The organism is Halococcus hamelinensis 100A6 (assembly GCF_000336675.1).
Lineage (GTDB): Archaea > Halobacteriota > Halobacteria > Halobacteriales > Halococcaceae > Halococcus > Halococcus hamelinensis.
This window is the reverse complement of sequence record NZ_AOMB01000034.1, coordinates 15913-36527: the sequence shown is the minus strand read 5'-3', so window position 1 is coordinate 36527 and position 20615 is coordinate 15913. Positions and strand designations below refer to the sequence as shown.

General features: G+C 56.0%; 16 protein-coding genes and 1 pseudogene. 4 read left to right on the top strand and 13 right to left on the bottom strand.

The window, feature by feature from the left end:
* From C447_RS12565 to C447_RS17330, 3 genes and pseudogenes are all read left to right on the top strand, one after another.
* Nucleotides 1–211, top strand: a pseudogene (locus C447_RS12565) (SPFH domain-containing protein); the annotation flags it as partial.
* Nucleotides 212–817: 606 nt separating this feature from the next.
* Nucleotides 818–1684, top strand: a complete 867-nt coding sequence (locus C447_RS12560) for a DUF389 domain-containing protein (RefSeq protein ID WP_239639180.1) — start codon at nucleotides 818–820, stop codon at nucleotides 1682–1684.
* Nucleotides 1685–1888: 204 nt separating this feature from the next.
* Nucleotides 1889–2524, top strand: coding sequence for an RNA 2'-phosphotransferase (locus C447_RS17330; RefSeq protein WP_007694436.1), 636 nt, complete (start codon nucleotides 1889–1891; stop codon nucleotides 2522–2524).
* 299 nt (nucleotides 2525–2823) lie between these two features.
* Here C447_RS17330 and C447_RS12550 read toward each other — a convergent pair whose 3' ends face one another.
* The 13 genes from C447_RS12550 to sauS all read right to left on the bottom strand — a co-directional run bounded on the left by C447_RS12550 (nucleotide 2824) and on the right by sauS (nucleotide 19218).
* Complete coding sequence (locus tag C447_RS12550; protein WP_029601933.1) at nucleotides 2824–3708, bottom strand: SDR family oxidoreductase; 885 nt, start codon at nucleotides 3706–3708, stop codon at nucleotides 2824–2826.
* A gap of 423 nt (nucleotides 3709–4131) precedes the next feature.
* Complete coding sequence (locus C447_RS12545; protein ID WP_044956156.1) at nucleotides 4132–4488, bottom strand: nuclear transport factor 2 family protein; 357 nt, start codon at nucleotides 4486–4488, stop codon at nucleotides 4132–4134.
* Between the two features lie 347 nt (nucleotides 4489–4835).
* On the bottom strand, nucleotides 4836–5546 hold the full coding sequence (locus C447_RS12540; RefSeq protein WP_007694433.1) for a 2-phosphosulfolactate phosphatase: 711 nt from the start codon (nucleotides 5544–5546) through the stop codon (nucleotides 4836–4838).
* On the bottom strand, nucleotides 5546–5995 hold the full coding sequence (locus C447_RS12535; protein WP_007694432.1) for a VOC family protein: 450 nt from the start codon (nucleotides 5993–5995) through the stop codon (nucleotides 5546–5548). The genes C447_RS12540 and C447_RS12535 overlap by 1 nt, the downstream gene beginning before the upstream one ends.
* 11 nt (nucleotides 5996–6006) lie before the next feature.
* A complete protein-coding gene (locus C447_RS12530) occupies nucleotides 6007–6897 on the bottom strand; it encodes a phosphosulfolactate synthase (RefSeq protein ID WP_007694430.1) in 891 nt (296 codons plus the stop codon).
* 445 nt (nucleotides 6898–7342) lie between these two features.
* Nucleotides 7343–8881 carry an amidase gene (locus C447_RS12525; protein WP_237713392.1) on the bottom strand — a complete coding sequence of 513 codons (1539 nt, stop codon included), beginning with the start codon at nucleotides 8879–8881 and terminating at the stop codon, nucleotides 7343–7345.
* A 27-nt stretch (nucleotides 8882–8908) separates the two neighbouring features.
* Nucleotides 8909–10525, bottom strand: coding sequence for a BCCT family transporter (locus tag C447_RS12520; protein WP_007694427.1), 1617 nt, complete (start codon nucleotides 10523–10525; stop codon nucleotides 8909–8911).
* 407 nt (nucleotides 10526–10932) lie between these two features.
* Nucleotides 10933–11787, bottom strand: coding sequence for an NAD+ synthase (locus C447_RS12515; protein WP_007694425.1), 855 nt, complete (start codon nucleotides 11785–11787; stop codon nucleotides 10933–10935).
* 828 nt (nucleotides 11788–12615) lie between these two features.
* On the bottom strand, nucleotides 12616–13665 hold the full coding sequence (locus C447_RS12510) for a zinc-dependent alcohol dehydrogenase family protein (RefSeq protein WP_029601857.1): 1050 nt from the start codon (nucleotides 13663–13665) through the stop codon (nucleotides 12616–12618).
* 277 nt (nucleotides 13666–13942) lie between these two features.
* Entirely contained in the window at nucleotides 13943–15469 is a 1527-nt protein-coding gene (locus C447_RS12505) for a tripartite tricarboxylate transporter permease (RefSeq protein ID WP_049904482.1), read from the bottom strand.
* On the bottom strand, nucleotides 15466–16038 hold the full coding sequence (locus C447_RS17325) for a tripartite tricarboxylate transporter TctB family protein (protein ID WP_007694416.1): 573 nt from the start codon (nucleotides 16036–16038) through the stop codon (nucleotides 15466–15468). Before C447_RS17325 ends, C447_RS12505 begins: the two co-directional genes overlap by 4 nt.
* A gap of 20 nt (nucleotides 16039–16058) precedes the next feature.
* Nucleotides 16059–17111, bottom strand: a complete 1053-nt coding sequence (locus C447_RS12500; protein WP_049904485.1) for a tripartite tricarboxylate transporter substrate binding protein — start codon at nucleotides 17109–17111, stop codon at nucleotides 16059–16061.
* Between the two features lie 676 nt (nucleotides 17112–17787).
* Nucleotides 17788–19218 carry an acylating sulfoacetaldehyde dehydrogenase gene (gene sauS, locus C447_RS12495; RefSeq protein WP_007694413.1) on the bottom strand — a complete coding sequence of 477 codons (1431 nt, stop codon included), beginning with the start codon at nucleotides 19216–19218 and terminating at the stop codon, nucleotides 17788–17790.
* Nucleotides 19219–19359: 141 nt separating this feature from the next.
* On the opposite strand from sauS, the gene C447_RS12490 reads away from it, so the two are divergent.
* Complete coding sequence (locus C447_RS12490) at nucleotides 19360–20553, top strand: CaiB/BaiF CoA transferase family protein (protein ID WP_029601871.1); 1194 nt, start codon at nucleotides 19360–19362, stop codon at nucleotides 20551–20553.
* Nucleotides 20554–20615 lie beyond the last annotated feature (62 nt).

Sequence of the window (20615 nt, the reverse complement as noted above, 5' to 3'; positions counted from 1 at the left end):
CCTCCAGAGCCTCGACTTCGACGCCGAGACCCGCGAACTCATCGGCCTCGACAACATCGACGAGATACTCGGCAACATCGACGAGGAGGCCAAACTCGACGTCGAGGAGATGGAACAGGAGGCCGAAGCCATCAAGACCGGCAAGGCCACCACCGACATCCAGGACCCCGACGACGTCATCGAGGAAATGGACGGATCCAGTGGGGATTGACTAATTAGGAAGTCGACGAGTCGGTAGCCTCAATGCGCCGATCTCGACCCTAAAACCGATGTATTCGTTTGTCGGTCTTGGCCAAACTCGGGTTACTGTATCCCTCAAACGTGACGATTCGAGAGAACAGAGCGGACTGTCACTCGCAGAACGAACGGTTTTGCCCGTCGAGTCAACAATACCATCGTGCGTCTCATTCGTCTATTAGCCGACGAAGAACATCTCGAGGAGATCTTCGAGATCCTCGACGACAACGACATCGATTTCATCGTCACACCGGGTGACGAGGACTCTCCAAGTTCGAAAGTCATCGAATTCCCGATTCCGACGGACGGTCTCGGACTCATCCTCGAGGAGATCCGTGAGGCGGGACTCGACGACGATTACATCATCGTTCTGAACGCCGAAAACGCAAACACACCACACATCGAGGAACTCCAGGAACGGTATGCCAACGACTACGACCCACTTCGTCTCCCTGAGCTGCGTTCGAAAGCACGTGACCAGAGTCAGGACCCGCTTTCGTATGCGATGATGATATTCCTCAGTGCAATCATCGCTGCAGCGGGGCTGCTCGTCGGTTCGCCGGCGATCGTGGTGGGGTCGATGGTGATCGCTCCCCTCGTCGGGCCAGTTCTTACGGCAACGGTTGGTGCTGTCGCCGACGATCGACCCATGCTGGTCGACAGCGTTCGAATTCAGGCACTCGGTCTCGTTGCCGGCGTGATCGGTGCAGTTCTGTTCGGACTGGTCGTCAAAACGATCGGGCTCGCTCCCACCTCGCTCGATATCACGTCGCTGCAGCTCGTATCCCTTCGTGCAGCCCCGACACCGTTTTCGATCATCGTCGGGGCGGCCGCCGGGGCGGCTGCAGCGTTCGGGCTCACGACGAAGGGCTCGAACTCGCTCGTCGGTGTGATGATCGCCGCCGCGCTCATCCCTGCTGCAGCGACTGTCGGAATCGCGCTAGCATGGAGTGAGTATCTCGTTGCGCTCGGGAGTGGACTGCTTTTGGTGAGCACGATGGCGGTCGTCAACCTCGCCATGTACCTCGTCCTGTGGGTGCTGTACCGGGACCAAGACCCGAGCAAGCTCTCGTTTGGGGATCGAGTTCCAACCCGCGCGGCTCTCGTGACGGTCGTTCTCATCGTCGGAGCGGTTGCTGTCGCCGGTATTGCAGTCTCTCAACAGGCACTCTTTCAGCAAACAGCAACACAGAGCGTCGATGCAGTTCTCGACGACCCGGCCTACTCGGGCGTGAACTCGGTGTCGGTCCAGACCGAATATGCTGGACTCGGAAGTCGTTTGACGTCGTCGTCGAAATCAGCGACGGTCACGGTCAGCGCGTCGAACGAGTCGTATCCAAACCTCTCGGAGCACCTTCGCGATCGCATTCAATCGAGAGCGGGAGGCACACGTGTGACCGTTCGCTTCAGCACCTTCCAGCAAGCCAATCAGACGAGAGCCGGATGAGTCGTCGTCTGGTGATTAGCTTGCATCAGCTCTCTCTTTAGGAAGCACGATACGAGATGATCCGGGATTGGACGAGGAACGTTGGTGCTCTAGTATTGCATCGGGACAGGGAGTCCGAGAGACGGTCGCCGATTGTACGAGCGCTATCGGTCGTCGACGACGACTTCGTATGATATACGAGCCTGAAGACCAGCTAGAACACTCATGAGCACGATTCACTCGTGCGATGAGCACGGCTTTTTCACCACGGAGAAGTGTCCTGTCTGTGAGTCTATAGGTGCGCATATCATCTCCTCCGAACGCCGAATGCGCCTCTCAAAGTTCATGAGCGGGGCGCTTCGGCACTTCCCGAGTGATGCCGACTTGGAACTCGACAAGCGAGGGTGGACAGCATACGACGCTCTCGTCGAGAGTGTCTTGCATCGATACTCATGGAGTACCCCAGAGCAGGTCGCCGGCGTCATCGCAACCGACCCGAAAGGTCGATACGAGCGCGATGCAGGACGTGCCCGAGCAACGTACGGCCATTCGGTTGCCGTCGATCTCGAACCCAGAGACACGTCGGTTCCAGCCCGGCTCTATCACGGAACCGCCCCCGGCAACCGTACCGCGATCCTCCAAGAAGGACTGAAGCCGATGAGCCGACAGGCAGTCCACCTCTCGGGGACGGAATCGGAGGCTCGAACTGTCGGGCAACGCCATGCCGCAGAGCCGATCGTCCTGACGGTCGATAGCCGCAGCATGGTCAACGATGGGCATCAAATCGCCAAGCGTGGACGAGGTATCTACACGACTGACACAGTGCCGCCAGAATATATCACCGAAGGGAATGGAAACTGAGTAGACAGAGCTCCGAGTCATCCGTCGAGAAACAGTCGTGCCAAGTTCACGACTCTCCATGCCGATCTAGCGATAGACGAGATATACCTGATAAGCGAACCAAACGATGGCGATAGGGAGGACGATCGCGACGAGGGGATACCAGTCCATTCCGGGAAACGGTGGCGGCTGTAGAATCACACCGTAGCGTCTCTATCTCGTTACTAGCATTCGCTTCCTGCACAATGGGCGGAGAAATTCTCCCTCCCTAGTTATACTCGGGTCCTCTCGAATCCCCCGAAAGAGGGTCGGTTCCAGATCTATCCGTTGAGGATAGTTCCGCCGTTGAGATGGAGCGTTTGACCGCTCATGTACGACGAATCCTGCGAGGCGAGGTATACGTAAGCCGGGCCGAGCTCGGACGGTTGGCCTGCACGACCCATGGGAACGTCTTCTCCGAACTGTTCGACGACTTCGGGGTCGTACTGACCCATCGTGGCTGGGATCAAGGGCGTCCAGATCGGACCCGGTGCGACCTGATTGACCCGGATTCCCTGCCCTACTACTTGTTGGGACAACGACCGTGTGAACCCGGCGATTGCACCCTTCGTCGAGGAGTAGTCGATCAGCATGTCGTTGCCGACGAAAGCATTGATCGACGTCGTGTTGATCACCGTATCGCCCTCGTTCAGATGAGGAAGGACGGCTCGTGTGAGATAGAAGTAGCCGTGAATGTTGATGTTGAAGGTCTCTTCCCACTGTTCGTCGGCGATCTCGGTGAGGTCGGTCTTGACGACTTGCTGAGCTGCGTTGTTGACTAGAACGTTGATCTCACCGAGTGTGTCAAGGACCTTTTCAACAACGGCTTCGCAGAAGGCGCTATCACGCACATCTCCGTCGATCAAGAGGCATTCTTGCCCCTCGTCCTCAACCATCTCCTTGGTTGTTTGAGCGTCGTCATGCTCGTCGAGATAGAGCACAGCGACGTCCGCCCCCTCCCTAGCGAAATGGGCGGCGACGGCACGCCCGATACCGCTATCACCACCGGTCACTAGTGCAACTTTTCCCGCAAGCTTGTCGCTTCCGTTGTAGCTGTTACGGATGAAATCCGCGGGTGGTTGCATCTCCTCTTCGGTTCCTGGTTGGCGGTCCTGTTTCTGTGGACCGATCTGTTCGGCTTTCTTCTCGACGCTTTCTTCTCCCATGATTGAGATCGGGATGAGAATGGGAACCTCTAGAGGGAAAGCGGATAGCCTGCAAGTGCCAGACACACTGCAGGGTCGACAGGGGCGGAACATCTCAACAGCACACACCATGTTCTCCTCTGAACACTACACTATGAGGGCTGGAAACAACACTATAGGGCCGCACACATCGGTCGCTATGTACCGCTGACTGTTCTCGTAGTTTCTACCTATCATCAACAGCACTGCCGTGGTTTAGCTGGCACTTTGCGTCTCACGAAACTGGAAGATGAGCATCCGTTGGGGGTTGGGTAGGAGATGGAGAAGATGGCGACTACTTCCCAGCAAGGCGAACCTCGTGATCCTCTGCGTGATCGAGTGCATCGAACAGCGTTTCACCCGTCCACTCACACTCGGTACATTCGTAACGTGGCATACCAGAGGTTATACTTCATCGCGGTCGGTGTAGGTGTAGCGGCGTGTGATCACCTCGTCCTCGAACTCGTGGAAGTCGGCAAACCCAAACCGGACCTGCTCGCCATGTCGATTCCCACTGAACGAACCCCGGACCGCCGCGGTGGGGCCCTCGACGATCACGCTGTGAATCTCGTGGGTGCCGTCTTCGAGCGGGCGACCCGATTCATAGAACTCCCTGAGCGCATCCCGTCCTTCGATAGGAGGCTGTCCCGGCCGTTCGTAGCGGACGTCTTCGGCGAATAGCTCCACGAGGTCGTCATAGCGAGCCGCGTCCACGAACTCGTAATACCTCCGTACCACTGACTCCGGGCCAGTCGTAGCCATGCCTCGAAATATAGACTGGAGCTGCTTAAACTGCCGTGGGGGGTACCACCGGACGATTCCCACGTCGATGAACGAGGTGAACGGAGGGATCAGTACCTCACGAAGCCCTTTGCTGGTCGTCACTCTCTTCCAAACGGGCTGCTCGATCCTCGATCTGGTGGTGAATGGTGTGGGATGTCGCCGGACCGAAGCGGAGTGGTCGTTCGACCATCTCCCTGACCACAGCTCGAAGCAGTCGGAAACCCCATCCCGAAAACAACGAGCGACACGAGACGACAGGCGAGCTGCTAAGACCAGTTCCGACTGCGTGCACGATGATTGGTCCTCCACCCAATAGAGACCCGTGGTTATTCTTCTCTTGACCGGGTTCGATCGACAAAACCCTCCTCGCGGAGGAAGGGGACAGCGTCGAACTCATTTCGTCGAGCACAGAATCGAACGTCTTGTTCAGCACCCTTGTCAGTAAGAAATTCACCAGTGGCGGACTCGCGGAAGACGGTTACAGCGTCGGTCTTCTTGAAGCGATTGGAGTACGGCGACAGGTTACGTCCGAGTGCACGCTCAATTGCTCGCACGAGTGTTTCGGCGGCATATCGGTCTTCGGGAGCGTAGTCGCCCCGTCGCCATGCGGGAACGACGATCACCCGGCGTGAGTCCGGAATGGTTCTGCCGATGGTGTCGGCTAGCGCTCGGGCGTTCACTACCGAGCCCATCAGTACGTCGGCAGCGTGGTCGAACCGGCGAACGCAGTTCGTGCCATTCGTGGTCTGGATGACGACTCGGTTGCCCGCCACGCGATCGGCATGTCTACGAACCGTGCGTGGTGAGTTGCCGAAGTCGAATCCGGGGAGACGCTCGCCATGGTGCTCGCCCGCCGTGAGCACGTCGTCCGGAATATCCGTATCATCAACGGAAACAACCGGTCGAACCGACTCCGCACCGGCTTCGAGCAGTGCGATGACCGTCGCGCTCGCCCGTAGGGCATCGACCACCACGACGGCATCGTCGTTAGTGACGATCTCGTCGGCTTCGGGTGGTGAACGAACGGTGACTTCCATCAATACATGTTCTCGTTGTTCTCGTACCACTTGAATTCGAGGAGGTTATTCGAGGGGTCTCGGAGGAAGAACGTTCGGTGTTCGTCGTGCTCACCTTCGAACCGACGCATCGGTTCCTCAAAGAAGGGGAGATCGTGGGTCTCGGCGCGCTCGACGAGTGCCTCGAAGTCGGCTTCGTCGGTGAACGTCATCCCGAAGTGACGCGGATACATCGTCACGTCCTCGTCGATGTCTTCGGGCGAGGCCTTGTGACAGACTATCTGGTCGCCGTAGAAGTCCATCGTGAGACGGTCGTCCTTCCGCCTGGCCTTTTTAGCGCCCATTCCGTCGATGTAAAACGCCTCGGCGGCGTCGATATCATCGGTAGGGATCGCCAGATGGAAGATGTGTTCGCCGTCGATGTTCAGTGCCGCTTCGGTTTCGGTCGCAGTTGTGGTGTTGGCAGTCATTGTGTGTCGAGTTATTCACTTTCAACGCGCTGTTCGTCGGATGACTGGCGCTGTTCGGAGAGGTGCTCCCAGATTTCCGTACACCCGGATCCGTCGGCGATATCGTCGAGACAGCGTCCGTCCTCCGTGGGACTGCCCTCCGTACCGTGGAACAGCTCCGCCGTGTCACCTCTGAGTCCCTGCCGGAGCGTCTCTAGTCCGATTGCGTCGTCGAGTTCGATGTTCCCGAGGTTCGCCGACGGGCCGAGCTGTTCGATGAACCAGACCTGCTGGCTCCGCTGTGGCGTCTCGAAGACGATCTCTTCGGGATCGAGGTCGCCGGTGAGTCGTTCGACCACGTCGTCGCGCACGTCTCCGTCGGTCCCGTAGACGCCGGTCGATCCGCTCGCACGGCCCTCGGCGACGATCTTCCACGCGCCCGCCTCGCGCTCGCGGACCGCACGGTCGCCCCACGCATCGAGGTCGAGATTGTCGTCGCCATCCTTGCGACCGACCTCCGAGAGCACGGTGAAATCCTCGGCGAGACGCTCGATGTACTCACATTTCTCGTCGTGATCGAGTGAGATGACCCCGGTCGACACCTCGACGAGGTCGATGTCGAGGTCCAGCAATTTCTCGCGGAACGGCTCGAAGCGGTCCTGCATGACCGCCACCTCGAACAGGGTGCCGCCGAAACACGGCGTGATGTCGCGGCGTCGGTACAGCGCCAGTTTCTCTTCGAGCCGATTCGAGACGTAGCCGGTCCCCCAGCCGAGTTTCACGATATCGACGAACTCCCCACAGACGTCGAGCTGGTCACGTACCTCCTGTGGGCCCTTCCCGGCGTCGAGTGCGTGGGTGATTCCGGCATCGCGTGGTTTTGTGGTACGGCTTGGTGTGTCGAGGAAATCTAACATGGTCATGATGGTTACTGATCCGGTTCGCTGCTCTCCCGTCGCTCGGGTGTTCAGCGCTCGATACTGGCGCAAACCCCTCCCTTTGGAGCATGTTGGAAACCGACCCCTTTCTTCCTACTACATCTGAAGTCCACATCGTATTAGTGATGGTGCTTGTTCTGGCAAGCTAATCGGTGATGTACGTCGCTGAACGAGCTTTCGGTGCGGAGAGAGCCGTCCTGAAATGAGAGTTCTTATCGCCCATACTTTTCGGGATGAGAGTCGAACAACGCTCTCTCGCTTGGAACCTGTTCAGGGTTGGGACGTGAGACGGTGGGGGGGTTCACGACCCGACCAATGACGTGCTGATCGCTACGGAGTCAACTACCCATCCCATCGGTAACCACGCGAGCGCGACCTGATCCACGACGTATAAACGAGTTATCGAGCCGGGACGTCGCGCTAAAACCCTTCAGGTGCTATACGTTCGGTCCTTCCAATCGATGTTCTGCTCAAGCGTATAGGAGACACGGATCAGCTTCTTTTCCTCGAAATGGTCCGCGACCAGCTGGAGACCGACAGGTAGGCCATCGACCGTTCCAACCGGAATGGAGATCGACGGATGATTCGTCGTACTGAATGGGGACGTGTTCTTGGTGAGGTGGGATTCACGCAAAAGCCGGTCGACGCGGTCGTTCGCCCCGTCCATTTCGAACGGTTTCATCGGGATCGTCGGAAGGGCAATAACGTCCACGTCTTCGAATACTTCGTCGTATTTCCGCTGGAGTTCCAAACTGAGGTTTTGGGAGTTCCCATATATCGGGTCCGGATATCCGTGGTCGAAGTATCCCATAGCCAATAGTATCGCTTTCTCGGTGTCCGAGAGTTCGTTCATGCTAGTATTTTTGGATCGCTTGAACGTCTCCATGAGCTCGGTGTTGTACCAGTCTTTGTACAATGACCCTTGGCCCGACTGTTTGTAGATCTGCAACCCTCCATAGCCCCAGATGACGAACGCGAATTTGGATGCCTTGTCATGGAGGGGAACGGAAACCGATCGGATCGTGGACCCTAGATCTTCGAAGGTGGCGATCGCGTCCCGAACTGCATCACTGACCACCTGCTCGCTTTCGTCGTGTTCGAACCCCTCGGCGAGAACGCCGATCTCGATGTCGGTCACGTCCTCGACGAGTCCCTCGGTATAGGTATCCGTATCGAGCGACGGTGGCTGTCGGGAGTCCAGTCCATCGTTACCAGCCATGACTTCGAGTGCGACAGCGGTCTCTTTGACGGTCTTCGCCATCGGGCCGACGTGATCCATGGTATTATCGAGGGGAAAGATCCCCGTGTACGGGACGAGACCGGTCGTGGGATCGAGTCCGACGATACCACAACAGGCCGCTGGAACGCGGATCGAACCACCCTGGTCGGTTCCGACCGCGATGTCCACCTCGTCGATGGCCGGTGCGACACCACTTCCACTGGATGACCCACCGGCAATGTAGTTTCGATCCCACGGGTTCGTTACCTTCCCGTAGTCCGAGCTGTCGCTCGATGTGGAAAAGGAGAAACTCTCCATGTTGAGCTTTCCCGTGATCTCCGCACCGGATTCGAGCAACCTCGTGGCGACGGTTGCATCGATACCCGGCCGATAGCCGTTCAGCAGTCGGGAGCCACACGTCATCTCGACGCCCGCAAGCGAGATGTTGTCCTTGAGGCCCACTGTCTTTCCGGCAAGCGGACCGTTTTTCGCACCCTCCACCCGACACTTCGTTATCCATGCGTTGTAGGGGTTGTTTTCGGGAGTGGGCTTATGTCCGAACTCCCGATCCGAGTAGTCGATGTCATGGGGAGCAAACTGGGGAGTCGTCCCTCTAGCAACCCACTCAATGTCGTCCAGTATTCTATCGATGAAGCGCTTGTAGACAGCGATATCGGCATCCGTATAATAAATTCCCAGCTCCTCAGCGATCTCGGCCAACTCAGCGTCGGTCGGCGGTTTGAATGTCATACTCATTCCCTCGGTTAGGGCACGGTATCAATCATCCGACTCTTTCGTATTCGCCTCCCGATTCGGTAACGCACTGTTCACCTTCGAGACAATAGTCGTTCCTGCGTATTTCCGTTCGCCGACCAGAACCGGGAAATCACGTTCGAGCTGGACGATCGCACCGAACAGCGCAATCGTACACAAACCGGCCGCAGGCAGCCCGACAACGACGGTGAACGAGCGAAGTATCGAGATCCCGCCAGCGAGGCTGAGCGCGACCGTGAGCGCGCTCAGAATCACGCCCCAGATGACCCGATTGAACGCCGTCGGCGATTTCTCCCCGCCGGTGGCGATGATGGAGAAACTGAGTGTCGCCGAATCAAGCGTCGTGATCAGAAAGCTCAGCACGAGGAGTAGCAGAACGACCGAGAAAACGTCAGCGAACGGGAGTATTTGGTCGAAAACCCCGAAACTCACGCCTGCTAAACCGAACTCCGAGTATATACCCAGCAAGTCGGCCTGTCCAGTGGTTTGCAACCAGAGTGAGGACCCACCGGTAGCCGTATACCACGGGACAGTGAGCGCAAACGATCCCATGATACCTGCAACGACGACCTGCCTCAGTGTCCGACCACGGGAAATTCGCGCCATGAACACCCCGATCATGGGTGCAAACGTGAGCCACCACGCCCAGAAGAACACCGTCCAGGAGCTAAGCCAGCCGACAGCATTGGGATCGAAGAACAGACTCATCCCGACGAAATCGGTTATATACCCCTGAATCGCACCGGTGCCGACGTTGAGGAGAAACGACAACGGGCCGAATACCAAAAACGCCACCGTGAGGAAAACGAGGAGAACGACGTTGAGGTCAGCGAGTCGTCGAATTCCCTTCTGTATCCCCAGTAGCACTGAAACGAGGAACAGCGAAGTAACGAGCAGTATGAGGACGGTTTCGCCGAGCCCGCCGGTTTGAAGGCCCCAGTTATACGAGAGGCCGGAAAGAAACTGGTCGATGCCGAGTCCGAACGAAACCGTGATTCCGCTCACCGCGACCACCACGGAGAGGGTATCGACCGCTTTCCCCATCCAGCCGTCGATGTTGTCCGTACCCAGAAACGGTGCGAGGATGACTGCGGGTCTCACCGGCATGTCCTTTCGGTAAACGAAATACGATATCAGAACACCGAACACGAGATAGACGGACCACGCAGAGGTTCCGTAGTGGAAAATCGCGTACTGAAGCCCCCCGGTTATTTGCTCCCACCCGGTCAAACCGGACCCGAAAAACGGCGGTGGTGTCTGATACTGTACCAGCGGTTCGACGGGCCCCCAGTACTCTAATCCACCGGAGGATAGTCCGGCGGTAAACATCATCGCGAGGTATTCCGGATACGAGTATTCGGGCTTCTCGTCCGAACTACCGAGGGTGATACGCCCCCATGGTCCCAGTATAACGTAGAGAAGGAACACGAACGAAAGGAACACCAGCCAAAGATAGAACCAACTGCCGTTCGTGATGATCGTCTCGTTGAGGCTCGACAGTGTCGCCGTGGTGGCATCCGGCCAGCCAACGATGACCACGGTCATGGAAACCAGAATCGAGAGAGACGTGAGCAAAACTATCGGGTTGAATTCCTCGGCTGCGTTCGATAGATATCTCATTGTACTTATTTATTTCATCCGAGCTCGTCTTGCGGGAAGTGCTTTACTCACATGCTCCGCAAACATTCATGCGTTAAGTAACCACGGTCTTAGTTCGCAAGGGTTGGCCATTATCCGGCAATCGGGTAACGAGTCGACGATGACCCCGACAAAGTCCAGTTACTCCGCTCGCTCCCGAAATTTCAGTCGTCCGTGAGCAGTGTGCCGACGCTTGAAGATGGCTGCTACTAAGGGATACGGCTGCTATCTGGTGAGCCCAGCTAATAACATTCCAGTCGTAGCCACGTTCATACCTCCGAAGAAGGTCGATCAGGAGTTCATACAGGACTTGTCATTGTGAACACAGCACGTAGAGCGATGCAATGGCTCATCACAGATCGAACGCTAATCCCGGTCTTATCGCGTTTTCACTCAGTATCGGCTGGTGTAGGAGGTACTGTTCGTTTGTGTTCGCTACCTCGTTTCATTTCCACTATCTGTTCGATGACTTCGGGAGTGGTGTTAGCAATACGTGCGGCTGCTGACACCGGAGTGCCGTCGTCAAAAGCAAGTGCAAGAATGGCATCGAGAGTATCGTAATCTACACCGAACTCCTCCTCATCAGTATCGTAATCGACCATTCCACCGGTCGGGGTCTTCTGGACGAGTGATTCGTCAACGCCGAAGTGGGCAGCGAGCTGGCGGACCTGCTGTTTGTAGAGGTCACCGATAGGGTTGCAGTCAACACCGCCGTCGCCATATTTGGTGACGTAGCCAAGCCCGAGTTCGACCCGGTTGCCCGTCCCGAGCACGAGTTTGTTCTCGCGGTTGGCGAGAAGGTATGCGATAGTCATTCGGATGCGAGCGCTCGTGTTTCCAACGAAACGATGTTCCCATTCTTCCTCAGTGGTCTCTGGGTTCTCACCCATCTCGAGATCGAGGAATTGCTCTAAGAGAGGGTCGATCTCGACGACATCGTAAGTGATCCCGAGATCGGTGGCGACCTGCTCAGCATCATTCATATTCTTGTCCCGGTTCACTTCACGGGGGAGAACGAGACCATGGACCGCCTCGACGCCGAGCGCCTCAACGGCGAGGTGAGCGACCGCCGTACTGTCGATACCCCCCGAGAGTCCGACGACGACCCCTTCGACGTTTTGTTTTGCGACCTGTTCGTCGATGAACGACGTGATACGGTCGAGTTCCGCCTCGAGTTCGTCGCCTGAAAACCTGAGGTCGATCGGTGCAATTTCGTCTTGGGTCTGGTCGTAGAGATCTCCCACGGCCTTACACGTTCGTCACTGTATAAAAATATCGTGGTACAGTATGTGACTGTTGCTGTCAAACTTATGAGACCGTACGAATAGGAAGCCTCCTATCGGTCACAGGTTCTATTGATCACTCTTCTCGATGAGTCACTTGGGGTGGATCGATGGATAGCTACTTGTCTCACGAACGACAGATGAATACCGTCAAAGTCAGAAGCAGATACCGCTATTACCGAACTTAACCGAGCGAGAAGCACTGATCGAGGTAACGAAGGCAGGCGATTCTGAGATATCTAGGTTATCCGCTACTTCTGCGGAAGTAGCCCCCCCTCAGCATTTCACAACAGGCGCTCTCCGAGCCTCTTCGACGAACGCATAGTGAATCGGTGAATACTCTCCTCGGAGTCGATCACGACTCAGCCACTGAGGAGAGGCGAATGGATGACTCAACCCGACTCCGAGGACGATAGTGAACCAGTAATGACCTGTAAATCGTCCGGCGGCACAATTTCCACGTTCTATTTTGGGAATGAAAAACTCTCTCACTATCGAGGATTGGTGGACTGCTTGCATCGCTTTGAGGACGATTTCTAAGAGAGGAGCCCTGTCAGTAGCGTAGTGATCGACGACAGGAGAAGCAAGGCTTCTGAATCTGCAGTTCGCGGGTTTTCCCAACTGAACGAGGATGAGCGCCTCATCTTTCGAATGAGGAACACATCATCGATGGGGAATCGGAGAGATCGTTTAAGTGATGGTGTTCAAAAGGCGCAGCTTACGTTTATAGTGCTGCGTCGGAGGTTTAGGAGGGGAGTATAGGGGACTACAGGCTTGCTCGCGATCGAATTAGCCGGATCTGTCGACTTTCACCATCACTTTCACTGCGTTGCGTTCATCCATCGCTCGATATCCTTCAGGGATATCATCAAGCTCGACGGTCTTTGTGAACACCGGTGATGGGTCAAGTGTTCCCTGTAGTATATCGTTCATGAGGTCATCGATGTAACTCCGAGCTGGAGCGATACCACCAGCGAGCGAGATGTTCTTGCTGAACATAGTCCGGAGAAACTCAGTATCTTTGACACCCATTGGGACGCCGACGTAGCCGACTGACCCGCCCGGTCGAGCAACTGCGGCGGCTGTCTCCATCGATGATTCCGTGCCGACGCATTCGAGAACGTGGTCCGCACCACCGTAGGTTTGGTCACGAGCCTCCGTGATAGCCTGCTCGCCGCGCGCTGAGATTATCTCGGTCGCACCGAACGATTCGGCGATCTCGAGGCGGTCCTCGTGGTGTCCCATCGCGATGATTCGTTCAGCTCCACGGCGTTTTGAGGCAAGAACGCCGCATAACCCAACGGCTCCATCCCCGATGACGACGGCGGTATCACCGGTATCGACGCCAGCACTGACGGCAGCATGATGGCCGGTACACATGACGTCAGTAAGCGGCAGAAGCGCTTCGAGTGTCTTTTCGTTGTCCTTGTATCGATCAGGTACCCGAACCAGGGTTCCACCAGCATGAGGCACACGGATCTTTTCTCCCTGCGCTCCGCTTTCGTCGCCACCCCAGGAGGAACCATTCACACAAGAGGTAGTGAGTCCCTTCCGACAGAACTCACAGGAACCACAACTGATAGTGAATGGTGCAAGTACACGGTCCCCGGGTTCGACATGACGAACGGCATCGCCAACGTCCTCGACGATACCCATCGGTTCGTGACCGATAGGTGAATTCTCGGGATGGTCGCGCTGTCCGCGGTAGTACCAAAGATCTGACCCGCAGATAGCGGTATGGGTGATACGAACGACGGCATCAGTCGCGTTCTTGACCTCCGGATCAGGTCGTTCTTCGATGCGAACGTCGCCTTTGCCGTGATAGGTGGCTGTTTGCATAACGATAGAGGAGATACCGTTAGCCAGCGTAAAAAACACCAGCATCAACTCCACAAAATCCTTGTGTAACCAATCGTCACTGGTCTGGTCGTTTGACCTGCTATAAACCATCGCTTCAGGGATGGCGGCATCAGGGTGTACCGTCAGCCGTCTTGATTGGTCATACCACTGCCCTATTTGCTACCCAGTGGATAATTCAAGCCGCATGTGTTTCCGTTCTCGCGAGCGGATGGTTCCTACTAACCTCAACACGGCGTATTCCCCTGCTTATCCGGGTCTAATTGCTTTGTCCTTTGCGGTAGTTTCCGACTATCGTTGTCAAGAGTGAGAGGGAGATCAGAACGGTGAGGCCGATGGACACTCCACTATTAGTGATGAAAGCACTCCAACTTTCGCTGTTCAGTAGCCATCCTCGTGCGAACCCCGTTTCAGCGATATCACCGACAATAACCCCGAGTACGGGACTGACGAGTGGATAGTCGTACTTGACAAAGACGAGTCCAAGGACGCCGACGACGAGTATGACATACAGGTCGAATGGTGCATTCCGCACTGCAAATGCCCCGACTACCGCGAGCACAGTTACGATCGGGATAATGAAACGAACCGGGATATAGGCTACTTTCCCGAAGTATCGTGAGCCGGGGAGTCCATAGACAATTATGAGTATATTTCCGAGGAACAACGAGAGTATCATCGCGTAGACGATCGGTCCAGAGCGTTGGAAGAGTCCTGGGCCGGGATTCAGGCCGTGGATAGCGAGCGCCCCGATTAATGCTGCTGTTGATCCGCTTCCAGGAATGCCAAGGGTTAATGTCGGGATGAGCGCCCCACCCTGAGTGGCATTGTTGCTCGAATCAGCAGCGATGACCCCCTCAATTATTCCCGTTCCATAGAGTGCGGATTTCTCTTCGCCCGACCATCGTTGAGCTTCGTTGTATGAGACGAAGTTGGCGACATCAGCTCCTGCGCCCGGCAGCGACCCGACAAATGCCCCGATAGCCGTTGAACGAAGGAAATCAACTGGGCGAGCGATCACTGCCTTGACGCCAGCAACTACTTGATCGTAGCCACCGAGTGTCTCATCCTCCACTTTTTCAGCTGTCGACCCCCGCATCGCGAGTCGAATCATCTCTGTCAGAACGAACAGTCCAATGAGGATGACGATATAATCGAGGCCACTTTGTAGTATCGTCAACCCATAAGTCGCCCGGGGTTGTGCAAGCTGCGGGTCGTTTCCAACGGTTGCAACCAAGAGACCGAACAGCCCCGCAAGTAGTCCCTTACTGAGCGAGGAGTTCTTCACTGCTGGAATGATCGTTAGCGCGAAAATCGCCAGAAGGAACATCTCGGGGGGCCCAAATTCGAGGGCGAACTCGGCGACGATCGGGGCCGCCAATAGGAGTACGGCAGCTGCGAGTATCCCAGCCATACCAGAGGCGAACGCTGAAACAGCAAGTGTATAGACGGCTTTTCCTTGCTGAGTGAGCTTGTATCCATCCCAGCAAGTCACTACTGAACCGGGTGCACCTGGGGTGTTGATGAGAATAGCCGGGATAGATCCTCCGTAGACCGCACCACCATACGCTGATACGAGGAGAATCAGTGCAACAGCGGGCTGAAGTGGGATAGTGACGGGTGTAAGAAGTATGATCGTTATCGTAGCGGAAAAGCCAGGGATAGCACCGAAGACGATACCAATAGCTGTTCCAACAAATATCACGGCTATGATAACAGGATCGAACAACACTCCGATACCTTCTCCGAGCGAACCGCTAGCCAATTGAATGGGAGCTCCGTTCATAGCGGGATGTTCAGCCAGTAGATGAAGATTGCCCATGTTACGGCTGTTAGAGCGACTGAGTACGTGGTAATGTATATCGGCCGGCGTTCACCGAACAGTGTTACCAACGCTGCCAGAAACCCAACGGTCGGAAAGATGAACCCGAGTATCTCAAGCGAAAACACGTAGCCAGCCGAGAGAACAACTAGCCCAGCCGCAGTGTAGCGATTGAAGTATTTGTTGTTTGACTCGGGTTCGGTCCCGGTCCCAGACTCAGCGGTCGCTTCAGCGGCATCGGTTGCTGAGGTGACCGTCTGCCCTTCAGATGTTTGTGTGGGAGGGGTAGCTTCACCGGTTTTTTGTCCGATAGTGAGTGAATGCTGAGCAAATGTAATAACTGCAAGCGCCGCCGTTCCGTACAGCAACGGTCCAGCATATACCATGGACTGGCTGGGTAGGCTACGCGTCCCTCCGTAGTATATACCGCACCCAATCAGCACTACTACCGGCAAGATCGCCTCACCGGGATCAACGACCACCTCTCTATCCAGTAAGCTGAAGCTTGGTTTATCCGAATCGGATATGTTCATAGATATGTGTGTAGAAGGTATTACCCTTGTCTGAAGTTCTCGATCAGTGAGCGGTATTTCTTCATAAACTTCGTGTTCTGGTTGACGATGTTCTTGGTCTTCTCTGGACCATTGTACTGAAGGATCTTGGTAAGTTTGCCCTGCTGTTTCGCCCGTTGGCGGTAGTCATTGTCGTTCATCGTCCGTTTGTACGTCTTCACTAATTGCTGAAACCGGTCAGGGTGGTTCTTCTTGAGCCCACCGGGTGCAACGACTAGTTTCCACTGTCCAAGCCCCTCGTCGACTAAGGGGACGTCAGTCATACCGAGCTGCTTGAACGTCGGAGTATTCGGCCAGAGGCTCTGTGGCTCAGAAGTGTGCGTTCCAAGTGCGGTTACTTTCCCAACGTTCGATGGGTTGAATGCCCATGGCTGGTTGACTGCTGCATCGACGTCGCCGGCCAGCACTGCCTGCCGGACCGAAGAGCCACCTTCGAGGTTCACCAGCTGGTAATCGAGATTATAGGAATCTTTAACGAGGAGTGCTGACAGTGCGGTATTCCCGATAGCTGCTGTCGTCCCTACAGTGACACTATTATTTCGCGAGTACTCGATGAACTCCGTCATGTTCTCGTATGGACTATCCTGCGGGGCAAACCACATCGTTGGGTCCCAGTGGTTTGTCCCTATATAATCAAAGTCCGACCCATCATACGGAGCGTCTTGAAACAGCCAAGTCGCTTGCATTTGTGGCAGATTCCACATGGCGATGTTGTACCCGTCCGCAGTGGCGTTGTAGAGCTTCTCGCCACCGACCTGTGTGGAGCCGCCGGGATAATTTTGGACGACGAAATTCGCCCCGAGCTTCTTCGACCACGTCGGGGTGAGTGCACGGGTCGAACGATCCGTTCCACCACCTTGAGACCACGGAACGATGACCGAGACCTCTTCAGAGGGATAGTTCCCACCTGATCCGCTTGTAGAGTTGTTCGTTCCGCCAGACCCTGTGTTCTCACCGGATATACTGGTACAACCAGCTAAACCAGCCGCTCCGAGTCCGATTCCTGTGCCAACGACCTCCCGCCGAGTGAACATTTGATCCATCTTTGTTTTATCTACTTCGCCGCATAGGCTGGAACTCTCTTACAGACTTCTTGGAAGGGATATTCGATATATATCCGTCAGCGCTGCATGACGGAATCCGACCCCTTTCTCACATGAGTAGATAACATAACAACCAATTAAGCGTGGTGCTTGCGTGAGAAAGCTCCATGAGCGACGAAAAACGAACAGGCTATTAAAGCTAACCTCTGATTCGATATGGCGATGTCTCTCACTTTACGACGGATCGTGGTTAACCACCTTTCAATCGAGTTAGATCAATCGGTCTTTTATATTGTATAATTGATAGAATCGGCCGGCTGCACTGATTCCGTACCAACTTCATCAACGCGAGGACCGCCGTGCTTCGCTCACAATTACCGAGAATTGTACCGACATCGTTACCGTTGGTACGTTTGTCGATCCCAGCGGCAAATGTACAGTGACCCCGTTACTACTTGTTCTGGTTGTCCTCCCCACTATTTGAGCTTCGAGGAGATTATTCGGGGATATCTAAGAGGGAAACACGGACAGATCGTGCATCTGTCTCGAACTAACCCAATACTCCATTCTAGAACATGGAGAAGGTTTGGCTTCAATACGTTTGATAGACGCTTCGGGACCAACGATAACGGGATGGGCCGTTTGCTGACTACGAAACCGAGGAACTCTATCGTCCGTATCTTTCGAGATAGGATCCGAATACCGCCTCGTCGCTTGGGACCTCCTCGGAGAGAGGGCGCGATACGGTCGTCGTGTTGAGGAAGTGTGTATAGTTGATGTTTTCGTCGGTCTGGTTGCCCCCCCACGTCCCAGCCCCCATCGAGAGAGTGAACTCCAAGCCATTATCGAAGTTTCCACCGTTGCCGTAACATTGTGGCTGATTGATAAGGAGGCGGGCAACATCGATCTCGTGTCCGATACGTTCAGCGTGGTCGTCATCGGTGGTGTGAAGGCCACAAGAGTGACCAGTACCCTCGAAGTCGAGGATATCACTAGTTCGGTCGAGCGCCGAATCGAAATCAGGAGCTTCGTAAACGGTGAGCACGACCGATATCTTCTCGCCGGACAGCGGATAGTCAGAACCAACGCCTTCGCCCTCGACGACGAAGAAGGACGCATCCTGCGCTTCCTCTCCGAGGTCTGCGGCGGCGGCGATGTCCGCAGGCGGCTGGCCGACGACCTCGCCGCTGAGTGAGCCGTGGCCCTCCGGGAACATGGTCGATTCGAGTTTCGCGCGCTCCTCGTCACTGCAGACGTAGCCACCCTCGGCTTCGAGCGCAGCGAGGAAGTCCTCATGGACGCTCTCAACGACCACAGCGGAGTTATCGCTCGAACAGCTCGTTGCGTAATCGAACGTCTTGCTCTCTTGAATCCGGTTGGCGGCCGCCGGAAGGTTGGCCGTGCTGTCAACGACCGATACCGCGTTTCCTTCGCCAACACAGTAGTTCGGCGTCCCTGATTCCTCGCCATGTTCCACGTTGCTACCTGACCCGGTTACCTGTAGCAGATCGACCTGCTCCATCAGCTCGTAAGTGGTTGCTTTGTTGATCGGTCGCGGAACCATTTGAACGAGGTCGGTTGGCGCACCCACTTTTTCGAGTTCTTCGTGGATGTACTCAACGACGAGTTCGCATGTCTCGACCCCGCCCGGCGAGGGCGAAAGCACAATGGCGTTGCGACCTTTGAGCGCCATCATGGCGAGGTTCCCCGGCGTTGCGCCCGGATTCGTCGAGGGTACTACAGCGCCGACGACGCCGACAGGCTTTGCGATTTCGACCAGGCCGGCCTCCTCGTCGCGGTCGATGACACCCACGGATGGCTTGCCAAGAACGTCCGAGAGGGTGCCTTTCGTCTTGCGCTGTTTTTTGCTTATCTTGTCTTCGACGTTGCCAAGTCCCGTGGTCTCGACGGCCACTTCTGATATCTCACGTGCGCGTTTCTCAGGGTAGATGGCCCACCCAACTGCTTGAACCAACTCGTCGGTGCGCTCTTGGTCGTAGTCGTCGATGGCAGCCATCGCCGCTTCGGCGTTCTCGATGAGTTCGGAGACGATTACTGTTGGCTCGTGATCGGTTGAAGTGTTCTTTTGAAGACTCATGCGGGGGATTTACTCCCGTAACGGAATAGTCTTTGGCTGGTGGACATACGGATTAGCAAACTCGAGCGCCGAACGCTCAGTATGTTCACTACTGGAAGCAGGAAGCCGAACGCTAATACGCGGCCGGGACAGCCATCCTGTATGACACCTTCACAACCACTCGACGGTATCAAGGTACTCGACCTCGGACAGATCTACAACGGCCCTTACTGTTCGTTGCTGCTCGCTCATATGGGTGCGGACGTAGTGAAGGTCGAGCCCCCGTTCGGCGAGCCGCTCCGGTCACGTGTCGAGAGCGGCGAACCGCCCGAAATCGTGATGCTCAACTCCTCAAAGGACGCCATCACGCTCAACCTCGCCGAGGAGCGCGGGACGGAGCTGCTGAAAGACCTCGTCGAAGAGACCGATGTACTGGTCGAAAACTACGCCGTTGGCACGATGGAGAAACTCGGCATTGACTACGAGACGCTCTCGTCGGTCAATCCCGAACTCATCTACGCCCACGGTAGTGGGTTCGGCGACACCGGTCCCAGAAGCGACATGCTCGCGATGGACCTCGTCGTGCAGGCAACTGGTGGGGTGATGGACGCAACGGGGTTTCCGGATGACACTCCCGTCAAGACTGGCATCGCACCGGGCGACTTCCTCGGCGGAACCCACCTCGCGGCAGGCGTGCTTGGGGCACTCTTCCAGCGCGAACGTACGGGAGAGGGACAGTATGTCGAGGCGAGCATGTACGAGTCGGTGTTCCCAGCGTTGCTATCACAGTTGGCGGCGGCGTACAAGGAAACGGACGTTCCACCGCGGACGGGCAATCACCACAGTAGCCTCGCGAAGGCTCCATACAACGCCTACGAAACACAGGATGGATACGTCACCATTCTCTGTGCCTCGGACGACCACTGGGAGACGCTGCTCGAAGTGATGGGTCGGACCGATCTCATCGATGACGACCGATTCGAAACCAACGTCAAGCGGGTCGATCACATGGATGAAGTTGATAGAGTTATCGGGGAATGGACCGCTGATCGGGACCGTCAGGCCATCGAGGATCGCCTCGTCGATGCCGGCGTCCCAGCCGGTGCAGTACAGACCATCGAGGAGGTGCTTCAGGACCCTCATCTCTCCGAGCGGGGGATGGCACCGGAGGTATCCCACCCAGACTTCGAGGACGGCATCCGCGTTTTCGGTTCACCGATCCACTTCTCGGACGCTCCCGAACCTGATGTCGAGCCTGCTCCGCGCAAAGGTGAGGATACTAGCGATATCCTCAAAGACCGATTGGGGCTCTCGGCTGATGCGATAGTCGAACTCGACGAACAAGGCATACTCTAAGGCGGATATTTGTTCAACGAGGACCGGGTGATTCGACTGTTGGACCCCAGTCACATTCGACG

Coding starts and splice junctions, on each gene's coding strand:
- C447_RS12560 (WP_239639180.1), top strand. CDS start 818: ATGGTGATCGCTCCCCTCGTCGGGCCAGTTCTTACGGCAACGGTTGGT.
- C447_RS17330 (WP_007694436.1), top strand. CDS start 1,889: ATGAGCACGATTCACTCGTGCGATGAGCACGGCTTTTTCACCACGGAG.
- C447_RS12550 (WP_029601933.1), bottom strand. CDS start 3,708: ATGGGAGAAGAAAGCGTCGAGAAGAAAGCCGAACAGATCGGTCCACAG.
- C447_RS12545 (WP_044956156.1), bottom strand. CDS start 4,488: ATGGCTACGACTGGCCCGGAGTCAGTGGTACGGAGGTATTACGAGTTC.
- C447_RS12540 (WP_007694433.1), bottom strand. CDS start 5,546: ATGGAAGTCACCGTTCGTTCACCACCCGAAGCCGACGAGATCGTCACT.
- C447_RS12535 (WP_007694432.1), bottom strand. CDS start 5,995: ATGACTGCCAACACCACAACTGCGACCGAAACCGAAGCGGCACTGAAC.
- C447_RS12530 (WP_007694430.1), bottom strand. CDS start 6,897: ATGACCATGTTAGATTTCCTCGACACACCAAGCCGTACCACAAAACCA.
- C447_RS12525 (WP_237713392.1), bottom strand. CDS start 8,881: ATGACATTCAAACCGCCGACCGACGCTGAGTTGGCCGAGATCGCTGAG.
- C447_RS12520 (WP_007694427.1), bottom strand. CDS start 10,525: ATGAGATATCTATCGAACGCAGCCGAGGAATTCAACCCGATAGTTTTG.
- C447_RS12510 (WP_029601857.1), bottom strand. CDS start 13,665: ATGCAAACAGCCACCTATCACGGCAAAGGCGACGTTCGCATCGAAGAA.
- C447_RS12505 (WP_049904482.1), bottom strand. CDS start 15,469: ATGAACGGAGCTCCCATTCAATTGGCTAGCGGTTCGCTCGGAGAAGGT.
- C447_RS17325 (WP_007694416.1), bottom strand. CDS start 16,038: ATGAACATATCCGATTCGGATAAACCAAGCTTCAGCTTACTGGATAGA.
- C447_RS12500 (WP_049904485.1), bottom strand. CDS start 17,111: ATGTTCACTCGGCGGGAGGTCGTTGGCACAGGAATCGGACTCGGAGCG.
- sauS (WP_007694413.1), bottom strand. CDS start 19,218: ATGAGTCTTCAAAAGAACACTTCAACCGATCACGAGCCAACAGTAATC.
- C447_RS12490 (WP_029601871.1), top strand. CDS start 19,360: ATGACACCTTCACAACCACTCGACGGTATCAAGGTACTCGACCTCGGA.